An 18,754-nucleotide genomic window follows, 5' to 3' on the forward strand; every position below is an offset into this window, starting at 1 on the left:
GGGGCATAATTCCGGCATGCGCCCTTTGCTCATCCTGCTCATTTTCCTGCTCACCAGCCCCACTGCTCTTGCCTGGAACGGTGCCGGGCACCGGCTCGGCATCCTGATCGCCTGGCAGCAGATGGCGCCGGATACCCGCGAATTCGTCAGCCAGGCACTGGCCCGACACCCGGATCACGGCCGCTGGCGGGAGAAAGCCGGCGCCGACGATGCCGCGCTGATTTTCGCCGAGGCCAGCACCTGGCCGGATGCCATCCGTCACGATCCGCGCTTTGCCGACCAGCCGTCAGACAACCCGCCCCTGCCCGGCTTTCCCGACATGGGCCGGCATGGCGACTGGCATTACGTCGATTTCGACCGCCACGGCAAACGCGGCCGGGGGCAGATCGACCGCAAGATCGTCGAATTGAGCGAGCTGCTCGCCACCAGCACGCAGCCGGCCGAGCTTGCCTGGGCCTTACCCTGGCTCGCCCACCTGGTCGCCGACCTGCACCAGCCCTTCCATGCCGGATACAGCGAAGACCGTGGCGGCAACACGGTACTGATCGAAGACCCGTCGGCCCGCCAGCCTTTCGTCAAGCTGCACGCCTGGTGGGACGATCTACCCGGCCCGAGCGGCCTGCGCGGCAAGCGCCTGCGCTTGCGGGCCGAGGCACTGCAGGCCAACTGGCCAGCCCCCAGGCAGGGCGACGTGCGGCAATGGCTGAATGAAAGCCGGCAGCTCCTGAAGCGGGCTTATCCGAAAACCATGGGCAGCGTCAGTCTGCTGATAGACGACGATTATCGGCAATGGGCACAAGCGACGGGCGAACGCAGGGTCGCCGAAGCCGGTTACCGACTCGGCCGCCTGCTGGAAGAGATTCACCGTCAGCGCGTTTCACGTGAAACGCCAGCGGCAATCAATCCCGGCCGCTGAAACGATCGCCCGGCTGCAGCGGATGACCGGCCAGGAACTGCTGGACCGGCAGGCGCTTGCCGCCGGCCTTCTGCAGTTCACTCACAGCCAACGCGCCTTCGCCGCAGGCGATGACCACCGAATGACGGTCGACCGTCAGCACACAACCGGGCTCGCCCTGACCAGCAACCGGCCGCGCCGCCCACAGTTTGACGGACTGCCCGGCAAACTGCGCCTGCGCACCGGGGAAGGGATTGAAGGCACGAATATGGCGATCGAGTTCGGCGGCGCTGCGCGTCCAGTCGATCGCGGCTTCCGCCTTCTCGATCTTGTGGGCGTAGGTCACACCCTCGCCCGACTGGACTTCGGCCGGTAACGGCAGGCCCGCCAGGGCATCGACAATCAGCTTCGCGCCGCAAGCGGCGAGCTTGTCGTGCAGGGTCGCCGTAGTGTCGTCGCCGGCAATCGGGAAAGCCTCGCGCATGAGCACCGGACCAGTATCGAGGCCGGCTTCCATCTGCATGATGCAGACGCCGGTCTCACTATCGCCGGCAAGCAGCGCCCGCTGGATCGGCGCGGCGCCGCGCCAGCGCGGCAACAGCGAAGCGTGGATGTTCAGACAGCCGAAACGCGGCAGGTCGAGCACCGCCTGCGGCAGGATCAGCCCATACGCGGCAACGACCATGACCTCGGCGCCAACGGCAGCCACTTTTGCCTGCGCCTCGGCATCCTTCAAGGTCAGCGGCTGGAAAACCTCGATCCTGTGCGCCAGCGCCACCTGCTTGACCGCCGACGGTTGCAGGCTCATGCCGCGCCCCGCCGGCCGATCCGGCTGGGTCAGCACCAGCGCCACCTGGTGACCGGCGGCAACGATGGCCGACAGCGCCTGCGCCGCGAACTCCGGCGTACCCGCGAAAATCACCCTCATGCGGTGACCCGAGCCTGCTTGGCCAGCTTGTTGCGGATACGTGTCTGTTTCAGTTGCGACAGGTGATCGACGAAGACCTTGCCGTTCAGGTGATCGATCTCGTGCTGTATACATACCGCCAGCAGGCCGTCGGCTTCGAGCACCCGGGCCTTGCCGTCGAGATCGAGATAACGGACGGTGACGCGCTCGGCACGCTCGACCTTGTCGTAAATGCCGGGCACCGACAGACAACCCTCCTCGCCGACAGCCAGACCGAGGCAGTTGTCGAGCTCCGGATTGACGAAGACCCGCAGTTCGCTCTTGTCTTCGGAGACATCGATCACCACCACCCGCTTGTGTACATCGACCTGGGTCGCGGCCAGCCCGATCCCGGGCGCCTCGTACATGGTCTCGGCCATATCGGCCGCCAACCGGCGAATGCTATCGTCAATTTTTGTCACGGGCGCCGCGACTTTCGTCAACCGGGGATCGGGAAAACGCAAAATGGGTAATAAGGCCATGGCAAATAGGGAATAAATGCTTGCTTGCTTAGAGGATTACATGCAGAATCTAAAGCAATTCTCGAGATAAGAACGCGAATTGCAGACGCCGGTAAGACCACACAAGCTGCTGCGCGTTCCACCGGTATGTGAGGGGTTACCCATGGTTCGCATTATATCCGCGCTCATCCTGGCTGCGACAGCCGCCTGCGCTTCTGCGGCCGAGCCGCTTGAACTGGTCAGCAATCCACCGGACCGGCACGTCGTCGTCAAGGGCGACACGCTGTGGGACATCTCCGGAAAATTCCTGAAAAAGCCGTGGCGCTGGCCGGAAATCTGGCGCCTGAACAAGGAACAGATCAAGAATCCCCACCTGATCTATCCTGGCGACATCGTCTGGCTTGACCTGTCCGATGGCAATCCCCGCCTGCGCCTGGGCAAGCCGGTACAAGGCCGACTGCAGCCGCAGGCCTATGCCACGGCCATCGATCAGGTGATCCCGAGCATCCCGCCGAATGTCATCGAACCCTTCATTTCGCAGCCCTTGATTGTCGAGGCCGGCATCGAGAAAACGTCGGCCCGCATCGTCGCCACCCAGGAAGAACGCATCCTGCTCGGTAGCGGCGACACGGCCTACGCCAGCGGAATTCCCGACGCCAGCGTCGAAAAATGGCATGTCTTCCGCCCCGGCAAGCCGCTGAAGGATCCCGAAACCGGCGAGGTGCTCGCCCACGAAGCCTTCTTCCTCGGCAACGCCCGACTGACCCGCCCCGGCGAGCCGGCCACCCTGCGCATCACCCTGGCCAAGGAAGAAATTTCCCGCGGCGACTGGCTGAAGCCGGCACCGCAACCGACCATCATGGCCTATGTCCCGCGCTCGCCCGAGCAGAAGATCGACGCCCGCATCATGTCGATCTACGGCGGCGTCAGCGAGGGCGGCGCCAGCTCGGTGGTGACCCTGAACAAGGGGGCCGACGACGGTATTGAGGTCGGCCATGTCGTGGCCTTCTACCGCAAGCGCGTCGCCCTGCACCTTGACGACGACGTGAAGCGCGAATCGACCACCATCCCGGATGAGCGCTATGCACTGGCCTTCGTCTTCCGCACCTTTAACCGCGTTTCCTACGCACTGGTAATCGATGCTTCCAAATCGGTGCTGATCGGGGACGCCGTCGGCAATCCGTGAGCCCGCCCCGGGGTCTGGCAGCCTGGCTGCACCTGACCCTGGCTCCGGGCATCGGCGGCGAGACGCAGCGCAAGCTGCTCGCCGCCTTCGGACTGCCCGACCACATCTTCTCCGCCGGCCTGTCGGCCGTGCGCAGCGTAATCGGCAACAAGGCCGACCTGCTGCTCGATTTCGACCCCGCTGAAAATATCGCCCAGGCACTGAACTGGGCCGAGCAGCCGGACCAGCACATCCTGACCCTGGCCGATACGGCTTATCCGGCCAGCCTGCTGGAAATCCCCGATCCACCGAGCGTCATCTACGTGCGCGGCAATCCTGCGCTGCTGCAGGGACCAGCGATTGGCGTCGTCGGCAGCCGCAACGCCACGCCACAAGGGCTGCGCAACGCCGAACAATTCTCACGCACCCTGGCCGGCCAGGGCTGGTGCATCGTCAGCGGCCTGGCCCTGGGCATCGACGCGGCGGCGCATCGCGGTGCGCTGGCCGCCGATGGGGCCACCGTCGCGGTCATCGGTACCGGCGCCAACCGCATCTACCCGGCCCGCAACCGTGAACTGGCGCTGACAATTGCCGAACGCGGCGCCATCGTTTCCGAATTTCCGCTTGGCACACCGGCCAATGCCGCCAATTTCCCCCGCCGCAACCGCCTCATTGCCGGCTTGTCTCGCGGTGTGCTGGTGGTGGAAGCGGCCACCGAAAGCGGCTCGCTGATCACCGCCCGGCTGGCCGGTGAACAGGGGCGCGAAGTTTTCGCCATCCCCGGTTCAATCCACTCGCCACAGGCCCGAGGCTGTCACAGGCTGATCCGCCAGGGCGCGAAACTGGTCGAGACCGCCGACGACATCCTCGAAGAACTGAATGGCCAGGCGCGCACCGGATACGCGCCCGTTGCGGATGACGCAAACGGTCATCCCTTACTCGACGCACTCGGCCACGATCCCTGCGGACTCGACGAGCTGGTCGAGCGCTGCGGCCTGGGCGCCGACAGCCTGCTGAGCGAATTGCTCGGTCTGGAGCTCGCCGGCAAAATCGCCGTCCTGCCCGGCAATCGCTACCAGCGCATCGATTGATCGAGAAATCAATTGTGTCCGCCCTTGCCAATCCGTCCGGCGCCCACTTATCATGCCCGGCACCTGACAGGCAGACCCCATGAGCAAAAAACTGATCATCGCCGAGAAACCCTCCGTCGCCAGCGACATCGCCAAGGCGCTCGGTGGTTTCACCAAGCACGACGAATACTTCGAGTCCGACGAATACGTCGTCTCGTCGGCCGTCGGCCATTTGCTCGAACTGGCCTGTCCGGAAGAATTCGAGGTCAAGCGCGGCAAGTGGTCCTTCGCGCACCTGCCAGTGATCCCGCCGCATTTCGCGCTGAATCCGATCGAAAAGAGCGCGCCGCGCCTGCGTGTGCTCAACAAGCTGATCAAGCGCAAGGATGTGACCGGCCTGGTCAACGCCTGTGACGCGGGGCGCGAAGGTGAGCTGATCTTCAATTACATCGCCCAGCACGCCAAAGCCGGCAAACCGGTGCAGCGGCTGTGGCTGCAGTCGATGACGCCGCAAGCCATCCGCGACGGCTTCGCCCGCCTGCGCCCAGGCAGCGAAATGCAGGGTCTGGCCGACGCCGCCGTCTGCCGTTCCGAATCCGACTGGCTGGTCGGCATCAACGGCACCCGGGCGATGACCGCCTTCAACTCGAAGACTGGCGGCTTCCACCTGACCACGGTCGGTCGCGTGCAGACGCCGACGCTGGCCATCGTGGTCGAGCGCGAACGCAAGATCCGCGACTTCAAGCCGCGCGATTACTGGGAAGTCGAAGCCGAATTCGCCGCCAAGGCCGGCAATTACACCGGCAAATGGTTTGACGAAGGCTTCAAGGGCAAGCAGGAAGACGAGCACGCCCGTGCCGACCGCCTCTGGGAAGTGGCCCGCGCCGAAGCGATCCAGGCCGCCACCTCGGGCAAGCCCGGCATCGTCAGCGAGGAAGCCAAGCCGGAAACCCGCCTGTCGCCGCTGCTGTTCGACCTGACCAGCCTGCAGCGCGAGGCCAACAGCCGTTTCGGTTTCTCGGCCAAAACGACGCTCGGCCTGGCTCAGGCACTCTACGAAAAACACAAGGTCCTGACCTACCCGCGAACCGACTCGCGCTGCCTGCCCGAGGACTACATCGCCACGGTCAAGGAAACGATGCGCGTACTTACCGGCGAAGGCGCCGGCAAGGGGCACGACGAAGTCCTGCTCGCCCGTTACTCGCCGTTTGCGCACCAGGTCCTGGCGCGCAACTGGGTGCTGCCGAACAAGCGCATCTTCAATAACGCGAAGGTGAGCGATCACTTCGCCATCATCCCCACACCGCAGGCGCCGAAGAACCTCAACGAAGCCGAGCAGAAGCTGTACGACTTCGTCGTCCGCCGCTTCCTGTCGGTGTTCTTCCCGGCCGCCGAGTATATGGTGACCACCCGCATCACCCGGGTCGAGGGTCATCCGTTCAAGACCGAAGGCAAGGTCCTGGTCAATCCGGGCTGGCTTGCCGTTCATGGCAAGGAAGGCCAGACCGGCGACGAAGGCAACCTGGTCGCGGTAGACAAGGACGAAAAGGTCAAGACCGAGGAAGTCACGGTCAAGGCCAACGCCACCAAGCCGCCGCCGCGCTATTCGGAAGCCACCCTGCTGTCGGCCATGGAAGGCGCCGGCAAGATGGTCGATGACGAGGAACTGAAGGCGGCAATGGCCGGCCGCGGCCTCGGCACCCCGGCGACGCGCGCCCAGATCATCGAAAACCTGATCGGCGAGCAGTACATGCTGCGCGAAGGCCGCGAACTGATCCCGACGGCCAAGGCCTTCAACCTGATGACGTTGTTGAACGGCCTCGGCATCAAGGAACTGACCCAGCCGGAACTGACCGGCGATTGGGAATGGAAGCTGGGCCGCATCGAGAAGGGCGATTTCACGCGCGACGAATTCATGCGCGAGATCGCCGAGATGACGCGGCACATCGTCGAGCGCGCCAAGACCTACGACAGCGACACGATTCCCGGCGATTTCGGCATCCTCAGCGCCCCCTGTCCCAAGTGCGGCGGCCTGATCCGCGAGACCTACAAGAAATTCCAGTGCAGCGACTGCGATTATTCGCTGTGGAAGATCGTCGCCGGCCGCCAGTACGAACCGGCCGAAATCGAGACGCTGCTGACCGAACGCCACGTCGGCCCGCTGACCGGCTTCCGCAACAAGATGGGCCGCAGTTTTGCTGCGGCGATCAAGCTCAACGACGAGCATCTGCCGGAATTCGACTTCGGCCAGGACAAAGCCGACGAAGCCAACGCCGAGCCGGTCGATTTCTCCGGCCAGGAAAGCCTGGGCAAATGTCCGAAGTGCGCGGCCAATGTCTACGACCATGGCAGCTCCTATGTCTGCGAGAAATCGGTCGGCCCGGACAAGACCTGCGATTTCCGTTCCGGCAAGATCATCCTGCAGCAGCCGGTCGACACCGCCCAGATGAAGAAGATGCTGGAAACCGGCAAGACCGACCTGCTCAGGGAGTTCGTCTCCAACCGGACCAAGCGCAAGTTCTCGGCTTATCTGGTCGTCGCCGAAGGCAAGGTCGGTTTCGAGTTCGAGAAGAAGGCTCCGGCAGCCAAGAAGCCTGCGGCAAAGAAGAAGGCGGAAGCCTGATACACCGCGCCGGCTGCTTGCAGCCGGCATGCCGCTCGGCTAAGCTGGGCCGATGCGCAACTTCCTTCGCCATCTCGGCGCCCTGTTCCTGATCCTGTACTGCGCTTCGACTGCAGCAGAAGTCACGCTAGACCCAGCCGCGCAAATCTGGCTTTCAGGAAAGCCCGTCGTCCGCATCGGCATAATTGCCGACAACGCCCCCTATTCCACGGTTCATGCCGGCCGACTCGAAGGCTTCTCGATCGACGTTCTCGAAGAAATTTCGGGGCGGACCGGGCTGCGCTTCGACTACAAGGCCGGTAGCTGGCCGGAAATCTACGCCGCCTTCGTCCGTGGCGAAATCGACGCCATCGACGAGATTTCGCTGCGCGAGGACCGCAAACCCTTCACGCTGTTCACCGAGCCCTACCATCACCGGCAAACGGTCGTCATGCAGGACATGAACCGCCGCCTGCCACCGATCACCAGCCTTGAGGACCTGAAACCCCATCGCGTCGGCATCGTCAAGAACATCTTCTACAAGAGCACGCTTGAGCGCCACGGCCTGCAACTGAGCGAATACGACGCGCTACCCAACCTGATCCGCGCCCTGGCCTTCGGCTGGGTGGACGCCATTGTCGGGCCGGAAGTCACCCTGGCCTACCTGGCACGCGGCGAAGGCTTCAACCAGATCGGCGTGGCCGGGCGCGTGGCCATGGACGGCTTCGAGCTGGAAGACTTCCGTATCGGTGTGCGCCGCGAAAAGCCCGAGGCCCATCAGGTCATCGCCGCCGGCCTGGCAGCCATTCCGCCGGCCCGCATGCAGGAAATGCTGGCCGTCTGGCAGGAATTCGGCGGGCGTCGCAACCGCGAAACCCAGCATTTCCAGCTCAGCCGCGAACAGACCGATTACCTCCGCCGTCTCGGCCCGGTGCGAGTCGGCATCATGCGCGACTACGCCCCGTTCAGCTTCGCCGACGGCGGCAAGACGCAGGGACTGGCGATCGACATCCTCGAGCGCATCCAGGATCTGACCGGACTGACGGTCACCCCTGTCGTCGACCGCTGGCCAGTCCTGATCGAATTGCTTCGCCGCGGCGAAATCGATGTCCTGACCAACATCTCCCGGCAGCCGGACCGGCTGGCCTTCACCCGTTTCACCGATCCTTACCACGTCATCCCCAACGTCGCCTTCACCCGCGACCACAGCTTCCGGCTGACCGACCCACCGGATTTCGGCCAGCGGAAAATCGGCATCGGCGAAGGCATTTTTTACGAAAAGGCCCTGCGCGAGCGCTTCGGCAAGCAAGTCGTCACCTACGGTGCGCAGGATGCGATGTTCCGGGCACTGGCCGATGGCAGCGTCGATGTCGTGATCGCCTCGCTGCACAACGGCAATCACTGGGTGCGCGAACTGGGCCTGGCCAACGTCACGATTGCCGGCGAACTGATCCTGCCCGATTTCTCCGGCGAAGACCTGCGCTTCGGCATGCGCCCGGGGCTGGCTCCGCTGGTCGGGATTTTCGACAGCGCACTGGCGGCGATCACGCCAACTGAACGACGCAGCATCGAGAATCGCTGGCTGGGCGCCAGCTATCGCGATAATTCGGGGGCCCCGCAAGCGCTCAGCGAAGGCGAAAAATTGTGGTTACGCCAGCATGGCCCGTTGAAAGTATGTACCGACCCCGACTGGATGCCGATCGAAGCACTCGATGGCGGCCGCCACGCCGGCATTGCCGCGGACTATCTCGAGCGGATGAGCCAGCAGTTCGACCTCGCCTACGAGATTGTCCCGACCAACACCTGGCTTGCCTCGCTGCAGGCCGTCCAGGCACGTCGCTGCGACCTACTGACGATGGCCGTGCAGACCCCGCAACAGAGCATTCACCTCAATTTCACCGCGCCCTACTACACAACACCGAACGTCCTTCTGGCGCGGATCGAAACGCCGTTTGTCGAAGGCCTTGATGCCTTTGCCGGACGCCAGGTCGGCATCGTGCGCGGCCATGCGATTGCCGACCAGCTACGCAGTCGCTACCCGCAACTGGAACTGGTCGAGGTCGACAACGAGAAGGAGGGCTTGCGCGAACTCCAACGGGGCAGGCTGGAGGGGTATATCGGCACGCTGAGCACGGTGAATTACCACCTGCGCGAACTGGGTTTTGCCGATATCAAGGTGGTCAGCCGTATTCCCGTCGACAGCAAGCTGTCGCTGGCCACGCGCAACGATCTCCCCGAACTGTTTTCGATTGCCGAAAAAATGGTGGCCAGCCTGAGTGATGCCGATCGCCAACGCATCGAAAGCCGCTGGCAAACCATACGCATCGAACCGGGGATCGATACCGCCCTGCTGTGGCGCTGGGGCAGCATTATCTTCGTCGCACTGGCCCTGTTGATACTGTGGAACCGCAAGCTTGGCAGCCTCAACCGTCAACTTGCCGAAGCCAACCAGAAGCTGGCACAACTCAACATCACCGACCCGCTGACCGGGATCGGCAACCGGCAGTTCTTCGAGCAGGAGTTTGCCCGCGAGTTTTCGCGTTGCCAGCGCAACGCCCAGACCTTTACCACGGCGATGATCGACATCGATCACTTCAAGAAGATCAACGACAGCCTCGGCCACGCTGCTGGCGATCACTGCCTGGTCGAACTGGCCCGCTGCCTGCAGCAGCACCTGCGCCGCCAGACCGACAACATCGCCCGGATCGGCGGCGAGGAATTCGTCGCCTTCATGAGCGGTGACACCCGGGAGGAAGTCCTGGCCCATTTCGAAGCCTTGCGCAGCGATATTTCGGCCCTGCAGATCACCTGGGAAGGACAGCTGATCACCTTCACCATCAGCATCGGCCTGGTGCATGGCATCCCCGAGCAGCCGGACAATCCGGCAGCCTGGCTGAGGCAGGCCGATCAGGCCCTGTACCGGGCCAAGGCAGCGGGACGGAACCGGCTGGATGCCGAACCGCCGGCAAACGCGTGAGCCTTCAGCCGCTCGCCCGCCCCCGGCGTAACCACTCGAGAATGGTTTCGTAGAGCAGCACCGGATCGACCGGCTTGGCGATGAAATCAACCATGCCGGCGTCCCGGCAGCGTTCCTGGTCTTCGGTGAAGGCATTGGCCGTCATCGCCACCACCGGTGTCGAGAATCCCGGCATCTGCTGCAGGCGCGCCAGCGTTTCCAGGCCGCCCAGACGCGGCATCTGCAGATCCATCAGGATCAGGGCAAACGGCCGGCGGGCCTGGCTCACCTTGTCCAAAGCCAGCAAGCCGTCGTCGGCCACGTCGACCTCGAGACCCACCATCTGCAGCAGTTCGACGGCAACTTCCTGATTGATCGGGTCGTCTTCCACCACCAGAACGCGACTACCGAGGAATTCGGCCCGCAGCACCTGATCGGCCCGTAAGGCACCGCCGGCCGGCTTGGGCAGCGGCGGTGCCGCCTCGCCCACAGCCAGACGGGCAGTAAACCAGAAACGGCTGCCCCGTCCAATCTCGCTCTCTACCCCGGCATCACCGCCCATCAGGCGGGCCAGACGGCGAGTGATCGCCAGGCCCAGGCCGGTACCGCCAAAACGCCGGGCAGTCGAATTGTCAGCCTGATGGAAGGATTGGAACAACTCGGGCAGAACTTCCGGGACGATCCCGATCCCCGTGTCAGCCACCGTGAACCGCAGGACGGCGCTACCGTCTTCAACGCGCTCGCAATCGATCGACAGTTCGACGCTGCCGTGATCGGTGAATTTGACGGCATTACTGGCCAGGTTCAGGAAGGCCTGGATCAGGCGTCCGCCGTCACCCTGCAAGCCGGCCGGCATGTCACCGACCCGGTACCGCAACTCGATGCCCTTGGCGTTCGCCTGCACCGCCAGCATGGACACGATATTGTCCATGATGCCGGCCGGCTCGACTGGCCGCTGCTCCAGTTGCAGCTTGTCGGCGTCGATCTTGGAAAGGTCGAGCAGGTCGTTGATGATTGCCAGCAGGTGCCGCGCCGCCTCGTCGATCTTGTCCAGCCGGTCGATCAGCTCGGGATCGGCAAGCTTGCGGTGCAGCACATGCGACATGCCGATAATCGCATTCATCGGCGTGCGGATTTCGTGACTCATGTTGGCCAGAAATGCGCTCTTGGCCCGATTGGCGCTCTCGGCGGCGTCCCGGGCCTGCGCCAGTTGCCGGGTGCGTTCGTCGACCAGATCCTCGAGCTGTTCGCGGTAGCGACGCAGTTTTTCCTCGCTGGCCCTCAGTTCGTTTTCCGTTTCACGGTGATGCGTGATATCACGAGCGATACCAAGCACTCCGATCAGTTTCCCTTGGCGATCAAGCATCGGCGTTTTTATCGTCTCGAACAACAGACGCTCCCCGCCCTCGGCAAAAGTCAGCCACTCTTCATTGAGCGACGGATAACCAGCAGCCATTGCCTTGCGATCGTTTTCGCGGAAGAAATCGGCCAGTTCCTGGCCAACGAAATCGTAATCGGTTCGCCCCACAATCTCGGCTTCGGTCGCCCCGAACAACTGCTCGAAGCGACGATTGCAGGCCAGATAGGTCCCCTCGACATCCTTCAGCCAGACCAGGTCGGGAATCGTGCTGACGACGGTATTCAGTTGCGCCCGCCGCATCTCCAGTTCCGCCGTGCGCTGGTTGACCACGCGGCGCAACAGGAAAACCCACAACGCCAGAACAGCGCCGAGCAAGAGCAGGATGGACAGGCCGAAACCGATGAAACGGGCATACGGCGCCAGCAACAACGGCTTGCCCATCCATTTCTCATGGAGCGCCGCCAGCTCCTCCTTGCTGATCGAGGCCATGCCGGCTTCGACGATGGCCAGCAGTTCGCCATTGCCCTTGCGCACGGCACGGCGCATTTCCCCGCGATACAACTCGAAAGCCTGGCGGAACTGATCCTGGACCTTGAACCGGTACAGGTAATAGGCGGCGGGCGCTTCATCGAGGCAGAACAACTTGATTTCCTGGTCGATCGCCGCCTGGATCATCTGCGAGTAATCGCGGTAGTACTGCAAGGTCGTGATGCCCCGGGCAGCCAGCACCTCGCCACAGGCATCGCCCTCCTCGACCCCGATCAGGAAACCCTTGAGCGTCGCCGGGCTACCCACGCCGCTGATGCTCTCGTGCTTGTAAATGAAGCTACGCTGGGTCGAATAGGGTAGGGAAAACTCATACAGCGGTTCGCGCCCCGGCGTCCGGTAGATGTTCTCGATCACGTCGGCGTCGCCCCCCAGGAGGCTGGCCTGGGCATCGGCCCAGTCGATCGCCTTGAGCTCGACGGGAATGCCGGTCTTGCGTTCCCACAGGCGCCACAGATCGACGATATAGCCTTCCGGGTGACCGTCGGCACTGAGAAATAGATAGGGCGGGAAATTCTTGTCGCCAACCACGCGAATGCGCTCCGGCGCCGCCTGCGCCATACCCGACAAGACCATCCCCAGCAGAAAGCTCAGCAGGAGGACGGTCGGGCGTTTCACGTGAAACCTCAGCGGTGCGGCGTGGCGCCGGGTAGCTGACAGGACAAGACGGCGGCCCGCAGCACATCGATGGCCTGCGGTCGCGGATAGGTCACCCGCCAGACCAGGCCGACCGTGCGTTCGGGCGGCGACCCGGCAAACGGCAACACGCGCACCATCGGTTCCTTGTCGATCAGCGGGTCGGCGGCGCTACTCGGCATGACCGCGACGCCAGCGCCGCTGGCGACCATGTAGCGGATGGTTTCCAGCGAACTGCCTTCCAGCGAGTGATCCAGCGCATCCTGACCGCTCAGGCGCGGGCAGGATTCCAGCACCTGGTCGCGGAAGCAGTTGCCCTGGCCGAGCAGCAAGAGGTTCTGACCGTCGAGTTCGTCGGCCGGAATGTCTTCGCGTCCGACCCAGTCGTGTCCGGCCGGGACGACGACGCGGAAGGGCTCGTCATAGACTGGCTGCGCGACCAGCCCCGGTTCGGCAAAGGGCAACGCGATGACGATCACGTCAAGTTCGCCGGACTTCAGCGCCGGGATCAGGTTGGCCGTGAAATCTTCCTTGAGGAACAGCGGCATCTTCGGTGCCAGCCGGCTCAACGCCGGAATCAGTTGCGGCAGCAGGTAAGGCGCGATGGTATAGATGATGCCGACACGCAACTGGCCGCTCATCGGATCGCCGGTGGCTTCGGCAATTTCCTCGAGCTTGACCGCTTCGTCGAGGACACGCTTGGCCTGCTCGACGATACGTTCGCCGAGCGCGGTGATGCGCACATCGCTGGCGGTGCGCTCGAATAACGCGGTACCGATCTGTCCTTCGACCTTCTTCAGTGCCACCGACAACGTCGGCTGGCTGACATGGCAGGCTTCCGCCGCCCGCCCGAAATGGCGCTCGCGCGCCAGGGCGACGATGTAACGCATTTCGGTCAGGGTCATGGCGACACCCCCAGTTGTTTCATGTCTTCGGCGTCCAGCCAGCGCCATTCGCCCGGCTTGAGGTCGGCGGGCAGGCGCAGATCGGCCAGTGCCTCGCGATGCAGCGCCTCGACCCGGTTACCGACAGCGGCGACCATGCGCTTGACCTGATGGTATTTGCCTTCGGTCACGGTCAGGCGCAGCTGATGATCGTCGACGATCTCGGCGGCGGCGGCGGCAATCGGCGCCGGCTCGTCGTGGAGCAGCACGCCGGCGAGCAATTGTTGGATCTGGGCGGCGTCGAGCGCGTGCTTGACCGTCGCCAGATAAACCTTGGGCACCTTGCGCTTGCCCGAGGACAGTTGGTGATTGAGCTGCCCGTCGTCGGTGATCAGCAGCAGCCCGGTGGTGTCTTCATCGAGCCGGCCGATCGGCTGAACACCGCGTTCGCGCAGCGGCAGGGGCAGCAGTTCGAGGACCGAGGGATGATGCTGCGGCTTGCGCGAGCATTCGTAACCGGCCGGTTTGTAGAGCAGCAGGCTGGCCTGCTCGCGGAACGGCCAGTCGGTCCCGTCGACGGAAAAAACCAGCCCGTCGGTGGCGAGATCGGCAAAGGGGTCGTCGACAATCTGCCCGGCGACGCTCACCCGTTCGCGCCGGATCATGGCGCGGCAGGCCTTGCGTGTGCCGAAGCCGTGGCTTTGGAGGATACGTTCAAGTTGCATGTGAGGATGCTACCATCGGCGCATGAACTTCGAACATCTGATTGCCATAAACGACCCCGGCAACCCGCTGGTCATGCAACTGACGCGCCGCCAGCTGTGGCTCGGCCTGCTCCATCGCGTCGACAATCCGCTGCTGTTCCTGCCCGGCCTGGCCGATTTCACCATGCTTGAGCGGCAAGCCGACAGCGCCTTGCGCGAACTCGATTTCGGCGCCGCCCGCATCCGCGACCGCGTCACCCTGACCGAGGAACAGGCGATCCGTTTCGACATCGAACCGAGCGCCGAGCAACCCGGCGGCAGCCTGACCATCCGCATCGAGGAACCCAACGACGGCCACCTCTTCCTGCGCTTCAGCTACGTCACCGGACTGGCGATCGAGGCCGGCAGCGAGGAGGCAGCCTACATCGAGTACGTCAAATCCGCCTACCACCAGTCCGATCTCGACTGCGTTCGCATCATCCGCACCCTTGCCGCCGAGGGTACCTGCCAATAAGCATTTCCGGAGACCTCGTGAATCAGCCACGCCGTACCCCGCCCCATGCCCAGCGCAGCGATCAGGTTCTTGAAGCACTTCAGGCCGACAGCCACGGCCTGACGACGCAGGAAGCCGCCCGCCGGCTCGCCGAAACCGGTCCCAACCGCCTTCCCGCGCCGCCGCGAGACAGCCTGCTCAAGCGCTTCTTCAAGCACTTCCACGACATCCTCATCTACATCCTGCTGATCGCTGCCGGCATCACCGCGCTGCTCGGTCACTGGATCGACACCGGCGTCATTGTCGGCGTCGTCGTCATCAACGCAATCATCGGCTTCATCCAGGAAGGCAAGGCCGAGGAAGCCCTGGCCGGCATCCGCAAGATGCTGTCAGCCAGCGCCCAGGTCCGGCGCCAGGGCGAATGGACGCAGATCGACGCCGACGGACTGGTGCCCGGCGACATCGTCCGCCTGAAATCGGGCGACCGCGTGCCGGCCGACCTGCGCCTGCTCGAAGCGACCAATCTGCGCATCGAGGAATCGGCGCTGACCGGCGAATCGGTGCCCAGCGACAAGAGCGCCGACCCGGTCGCGGCCGACGCCGGCATCGGCGACCGCTTCTGCATGGCCTATTCCGGCACCCTGGTCGCCGCCGGCCGGGGCCTGGGCGTGATCACCGCCACCGGCCCGAACACCGAGATCGGCCGCATCAACCGCCTGATCGCCGAAGTCGAAACCCTGCAGACGCCGCTGACCCGGCAGATGGCGCAGTTCAGCAAGCAGTTGTCGGTGGTCATCGTCGGCCTCGCTGCACTGATGGTCGCCGTTGGCATCGGGCTGCATGCCTTCCCGCTCGGCGAAGTCTTCCTCGCCGCCATCGGCTTCGCCGTCGCCGCCATTCCCGAAGGCCTGCCGGCCATCCTGACCATCACGCTGGCCCTTGGCGTGCAGCGCATGGCCCGCTGCAACGCCATCACCCGCAAGCTGACCGCTGTCGAGACGCTGGGTTCGGTGACCGTCGTCTGCTCCGACAAGACCGGCACGCTGACCAAGAACGAAATGACCGCCCGCCACGTCATCACCCGCGCCGGTAGCTACCTGGTCAGCGGCACCGGCTACGCGCCGCAGGGCCAGATCACGCTCGACGGGCAACTGATCGAACTGGCCGAACACGCGCACCTGCACGCGCTGATCGAAGTCGTCGCCGTTGCCAACGACACCCACGTCGCTGAAGACGCTGGCCAGTGGCGGGTCACCGGCGAACCGACCGAAGGCGCGCTGCGCACGCTGGCGCACAAAGCCGGATTCTCGGCCGAGCGGCACACCCGGCATGCAACCATCCCCTTCGAATCGGTCAACAAGTTCATGGCGACGCTGGCCGACACCCCGGCCGGCCTGCGCCGCATCCTGCTGAAGGGCGCGCCCGACCGCCTGCTCGACCGCTGCGCCGAAGAACTGGGCGCCGACGGCACGCCGCAGACGCTCGACCGTGCCTACTGGGAGCGCGAGATCGACCGCCTCAGCCAGGAAGGCCTGCGCGTGCTCGCCGCCGCCGCCCGTCCGATCGACGACGGCCGCCAGCATCTGGGCATCGACGACCTCGACAGCGGCATGATCTTCATCGGCCTGGTCGGCATCATCGACCCGCCACGACCGGAGGCCATCCAGGCCATCGCCTCGTGTCACGGCGCCGGCATCCGGGTCAAGATGATCACCGGCGACCACGCCGGCACCGCCCGCGCCATCGGCATCGAGATGGGCATCGGCACGGCGGATACGCTCAAGGTCGTCACCGGTACCGAACTGGAAGCCGCCGACGACGAAGCACTGCGCCACATCGTCCGCGACTGCGACATCTTTGCCCGCACCAGCCCCGAGCACAAGCTGCGCATCGTCACCGCGCTGCAGGCCAACGGCGAGGTCGTCGCCATGACCGGCGACGGCGTCAACGACGCGCCGGCGCTGAAGCGTGCCGACGTCGGCGTGGCGATGGGCATCAAGGGCACCGAGGCAACCAAGGAAGCCGCCGAAATCGTCCTCGCCGACGACAATTTCTCGTCGATCGAACGCGCCGTCGAAGAAGGCCGCACCATCTACGACAACCTGAAGAAAGCCATCCTGTTCATCCTGCCGACCAACGGCGGCCAGGGTTTCGTGATGCTGGCAGCGGTCCTGTTCGGGCTGACCCTGCCGCTGACCCCAGTGCAGATCCTGTGGGTGAACATGGTCGTCGCCATCACCCTGGCCATGGCCCTGGCCTTCGAACCGGCCGAACCGGGCATCATGCGGCGCCCGCCGCGCAAGCCGGGAACGCCTATCCTCGACCGCACTTTCATCATCCGTCTGGCCATCGTCTCGCTACTCATCGGCGGCGCCACCATCGCCATGTTCGAAGTCGAGCTGGCACTCGGCATGCCGATCGACCTGGCCCGCACCATGGCTGTCAACACGCTGGTCGTCGCCCAGGCGTTCTACCTCTTCAACGCCCGCTTCCTGAACACGTCCAGCCTGCGTCTCGACCTCTTGTTCACCAACCGGGCGGTGTGGCTGGCCGTCGGCGTACTGTTCCTGCTACAACTGGCCTTTGTTTACCTGCCGCTGATGAACAGCGCCTTCGGCACGACGCCGCTGGCGCTGCGCCACTGGCTGGTACCGCTGGCGATCGGTGGCGCCATCTTCCTGATCATGGAAATGGAAAAGCGCTGGCTGGTGGGAACGGGCTGAGCCACCGCTTGTCTGTTCAGAAAACCCCGGAACCCGACAGTCACCCGCTCATGACTCGCCGCCGCCAGACAAGCTCAGCCAGCACAATCCGCAGCGCCCTGCGCCGGGCCGGCATCTTCGCGTTGTTCTGGCTGGTCGCGGCCGAAGGCAAGCTGAGCGCCTGGCCGCTGGCGCTGGCCGGCATTGCCGCCGCCACCGCCGCCAGTCTGTGGTTGTTGCCGGCGAAGACCCTGCCGCCGATCTCGGCCGGCGGACTACTCCGTTTCCTCGTCTGGTTCGTCCGCCAGTCGCTGGCCGGCGGCTGGCAGGTCGCCCTGCTGGCATTGCAACCACGGCTGGCCCTGCGCCCGGCGCTGATCGAATTACCGCTGACCCTGTCCCCGGGCCTGCCGCGCCTGCTGTTCACCGCCGCCCTGAGCCTGATGCCGGGCACGCTGGGCGTGCGCCTTCAGGGCGACACGCTGCTCGTCCATGTCCTTGACCGGGAGCAGCCGCTGGCCGACGCTGCCGCCCGCCTGGCCGATCGTGTCGCCGCCGTCTTCGCGGAGACACGATGAACCTCGACATCGGAGCGCTCAGCCTGGCCCTGGCCGTCTTCCTGCTGCTCAATCTGGGCGCCGCGTTGTGGCGCGCAGCGCGCGGCCCAACCCCGGCCGACCGCATGCTGGCAGCGCTGCTGTTCGGCAGCACCGGGGTCGGCGTTCTCGTCCTGCTGGCCTTTGCCGGCGGTCATCCGGCACTGGTCGACGTCGCCCTGACCCTGGCCCTGCTCGCCGCCATCAGCGGCATCGCCTTCGCCCAACGCGCCTGGCAGAAACCGGGAGAGGAAGACGATGCTCCTTGACCTGCTCTCCGCCCTGCTCCTCCTCGCCGGCGCCGCGTTCTTCTTCGCCGGCACCGTCGGCCTGCTGCGTTTTCCCGACATCTACACCCGCCTGCACGCGCTGGCCAAGGCCGACAACCTCGGGCTCGGCTGCGTCCTCGCCGGGCTGGCCTTGCAAGCCGACAGCCTGGCCGTGGCGCTCAAGCTGCTGGCGATCTGGCCGCTGGCACTGATCGCCAGTGCCGCCGTCGGCTACAGCATCGCCCGCCGCGCCGAACGCCTGGGCGTTTCGCCCTGGCAGGAGCGACAGCCATGAGCGCCGCCTTCGACCTGTTGCTCGCCGCCGCGCTGCTGTGGAGCGCCTGGCGCACGCTGGCGACGCCGCAGATCGGCCGGGCAGTGATCCTGTTCATCGTCTTCGGCCTCTTGCTGACGCTGGCCTGGGCGCGTCTCGACGCCCCCGACATCGCGCTTGCCGAAGCCGCCATCG

15 protein-coding genes and 1 pseudogene are annotated in these 18,754 nt (G+C 64.8%); 11 read left to right on the plus strand and 5 right to left on the minus strand.

Annotated features, from left to right (window positions below):
• Window positions 1–16: 16 nt before the first annotated feature.
• Complete coding sequence (locus AADV58_RS01530) at window positions 17–916, plus strand: S1/P1 nuclease (protein WP_281985790.1); 900 nt, start codon at window positions 17–19, stop codon at window positions 914–916.
• On the opposite strand, the gene fmt is transcribed toward AADV58_RS01530, so the two are convergent.
• Together fmt and def are read right to left on the minus strand one after the other, a co-directional pair.
• Window positions 900–1,823, minus strand: a complete 924-nt coding sequence (gene fmt / locus AADV58_RS01535; protein WP_281985789.1) for a methionyl-tRNA formyltransferase — start codon at window positions 1,821–1,823, stop codon at window positions 900–902. The genes AADV58_RS01530 and fmt overlap by 17 nt on opposite strands.
• Entirely contained in the window at window positions 1,820–2,323 is a 504-nt protein-coding gene (gene def, locus AADV58_RS01540; RefSeq protein WP_028993925.1) for a peptide deformylase, read from the minus strand. Before def ends, fmt begins: the two co-directional genes overlap by 4 nt.
• Window positions 2,324–2,465: 142 nt before the next feature.
• Here def and AADV58_RS01545 point away from each other — a divergent pair, with 142 nt between their 5' ends.
• From AADV58_RS01545 to AADV58_RS01560, 4 genes are all read left to right on the plus strand, one after another.
• Complete coding sequence (locus tag AADV58_RS01545) at window positions 2,466–3,488, plus strand: LysM peptidoglycan-binding domain-containing protein (protein WP_028993924.1); 1,023 nt, start codon at window positions 2,466–2,468, stop codon at window positions 3,486–3,488.
• Window positions 3,485–4,558, plus strand: coding sequence for a DNA-processing protein DprA (gene dprA / locus AADV58_RS01550; RefSeq protein ID WP_281985788.1), 1,074 nt, complete (start codon window positions 3,485–3,487; stop codon window positions 4,556–4,558). Before AADV58_RS01545 ends, dprA begins: the two co-directional genes overlap by 4 nt.
• 79 nt (window positions 4,559–4,637) lie before the next feature.
• Window positions 4,638–7,160, plus strand: a complete 2,523-nt coding sequence (locus AADV58_RS01555) for a DNA topoisomerase III (RefSeq protein WP_341743890.1) — start codon at window positions 4,638–4,640, stop codon at window positions 7,158–7,160.
• A gap of 52 nt (window positions 7,161–7,212) precedes the next feature.
• Window positions 7,213–10,116 carry a transporter substrate-binding domain-containing diguanylate cyclase gene (locus AADV58_RS01560; protein ID WP_341743891.1) on the plus strand — a complete coding sequence of 968 codons (2,904 nt, stop codon included), beginning with the start codon at window positions 7,213–7,215 and terminating at the stop codon, window positions 10,114–10,116.
• Between the two features lie 4 nt (window positions 10,117–10,120).
• Here AADV58_RS01560 and AADV58_RS01565 read toward each other — a convergent pair whose 3' ends face one another.
• Genes AADV58_RS01565 through AADV58_RS01575 form a run of 3 tightly spaced genes read right to left on the minus strand, consistent with a single transcriptional unit; the run spans window position 10,121 to window position 14,246 of the window.
• Window positions 10,121–12,619, minus strand: a complete 2,499-nt coding sequence (locus AADV58_RS01565; RefSeq protein WP_341743892.1) for an ATP-binding protein — start codon at window positions 12,617–12,619, stop codon at window positions 10,121–10,123.
• An 8-nt stretch (window positions 12,620–12,627) separates the two neighbouring features.
• Entirely contained in the window at window positions 12,628–13,542 is a 915-nt protein-coding gene (locus AADV58_RS01570; protein WP_341743893.1) for a hydrogen peroxide-inducible genes activator, read from the minus strand.
• Window positions 13,539–14,246 carry a 16S rRNA pseudouridine(516) synthase gene (locus AADV58_RS01575; RefSeq protein ID WP_341743894.1) on the minus strand — a complete coding sequence of 236 codons (708 nt, stop codon included), beginning with the start codon at window positions 14,244–14,246 and terminating at the stop codon, window positions 13,539–13,541. The genes AADV58_RS01570 and AADV58_RS01575 overlap by 4 nt, the downstream gene beginning before the upstream one ends.
• A 22-nt stretch (window positions 14,247–14,268) precedes the next feature.
• Between AADV58_RS01575 and AADV58_RS01580 the strand changes: the two genes are divergently transcribed.
• The 6 genes and pseudogenes from AADV58_RS01580 to AADV58_RS01605 form a co-directional block, all read left to right on the plus strand.
• On the plus strand, window positions 14,269–14,739 hold the full coding sequence (locus tag AADV58_RS01580; protein ID WP_341743895.1) for an SRPBCC family protein: 471 nt from the start codon (window positions 14,269–14,271) through the stop codon (window positions 14,737–14,739).
• 17 nt (window positions 14,740–14,756) lie between these two features.
• Complete coding sequence (locus tag AADV58_RS01585; RefSeq protein ID WP_341743896.1) at window positions 14,757–17,441, plus strand: cation-transporting P-type ATPase; 2,685 nt, start codon at window positions 14,757–14,759, stop codon at window positions 17,439–17,441.
• A gap of 50 nt (window positions 17,442–17,491) precedes the next feature.
• Window positions 17,492–17,998, plus strand: a complete 507-nt coding sequence (locus AADV58_RS01590) for a Na+/H+ antiporter subunit E (RefSeq protein ID WP_341743897.1) — start codon at window positions 17,492–17,494, stop codon at window positions 17,996–17,998.
• Window positions 17,995–18,285 carry a monovalent cation/H+ antiporter complex subunit F gene (locus AADV58_RS01595; protein WP_341743898.1) on the plus strand — a complete coding sequence of 97 codons (291 nt, stop codon included), beginning with the start codon at window positions 17,995–17,997 and terminating at the stop codon, window positions 18,283–18,285. The genes AADV58_RS01590 and AADV58_RS01595 overlap by 4 nt, the downstream gene beginning before the upstream one ends.
• On the plus strand, window positions 18,275–18,580 hold the full coding sequence (locus AADV58_RS01600; RefSeq protein ID WP_341743899.1) for a monovalent cation/H(+) antiporter subunit G: 306 nt from the start codon (window positions 18,275–18,277) through the stop codon (window positions 18,578–18,580). Before AADV58_RS01595 ends, AADV58_RS01600 begins: the two co-directional genes overlap by 11 nt.
• Window positions 18,577–18,711, plus strand: a pseudogene (locus AADV58_RS01605) (hypothetical protein); the annotation flags it as partial. The gene AADV58_RS01600 and the pseudogene AADV58_RS01605, both read left to right, overlap by 4 nt.
• Window positions 18,712–18,754: the final 43 nt, after the last annotated feature.

This window comes from Azonexus hydrophilus, assembly GCF_038368255.1.
In the GTDB taxonomy this organism is placed as follows: Bacteria; Pseudomonadota; Gammaproteobacteria; order Burkholderiales; family Rhodocyclaceae; genus Azonexus; species Azonexus hydrophilus.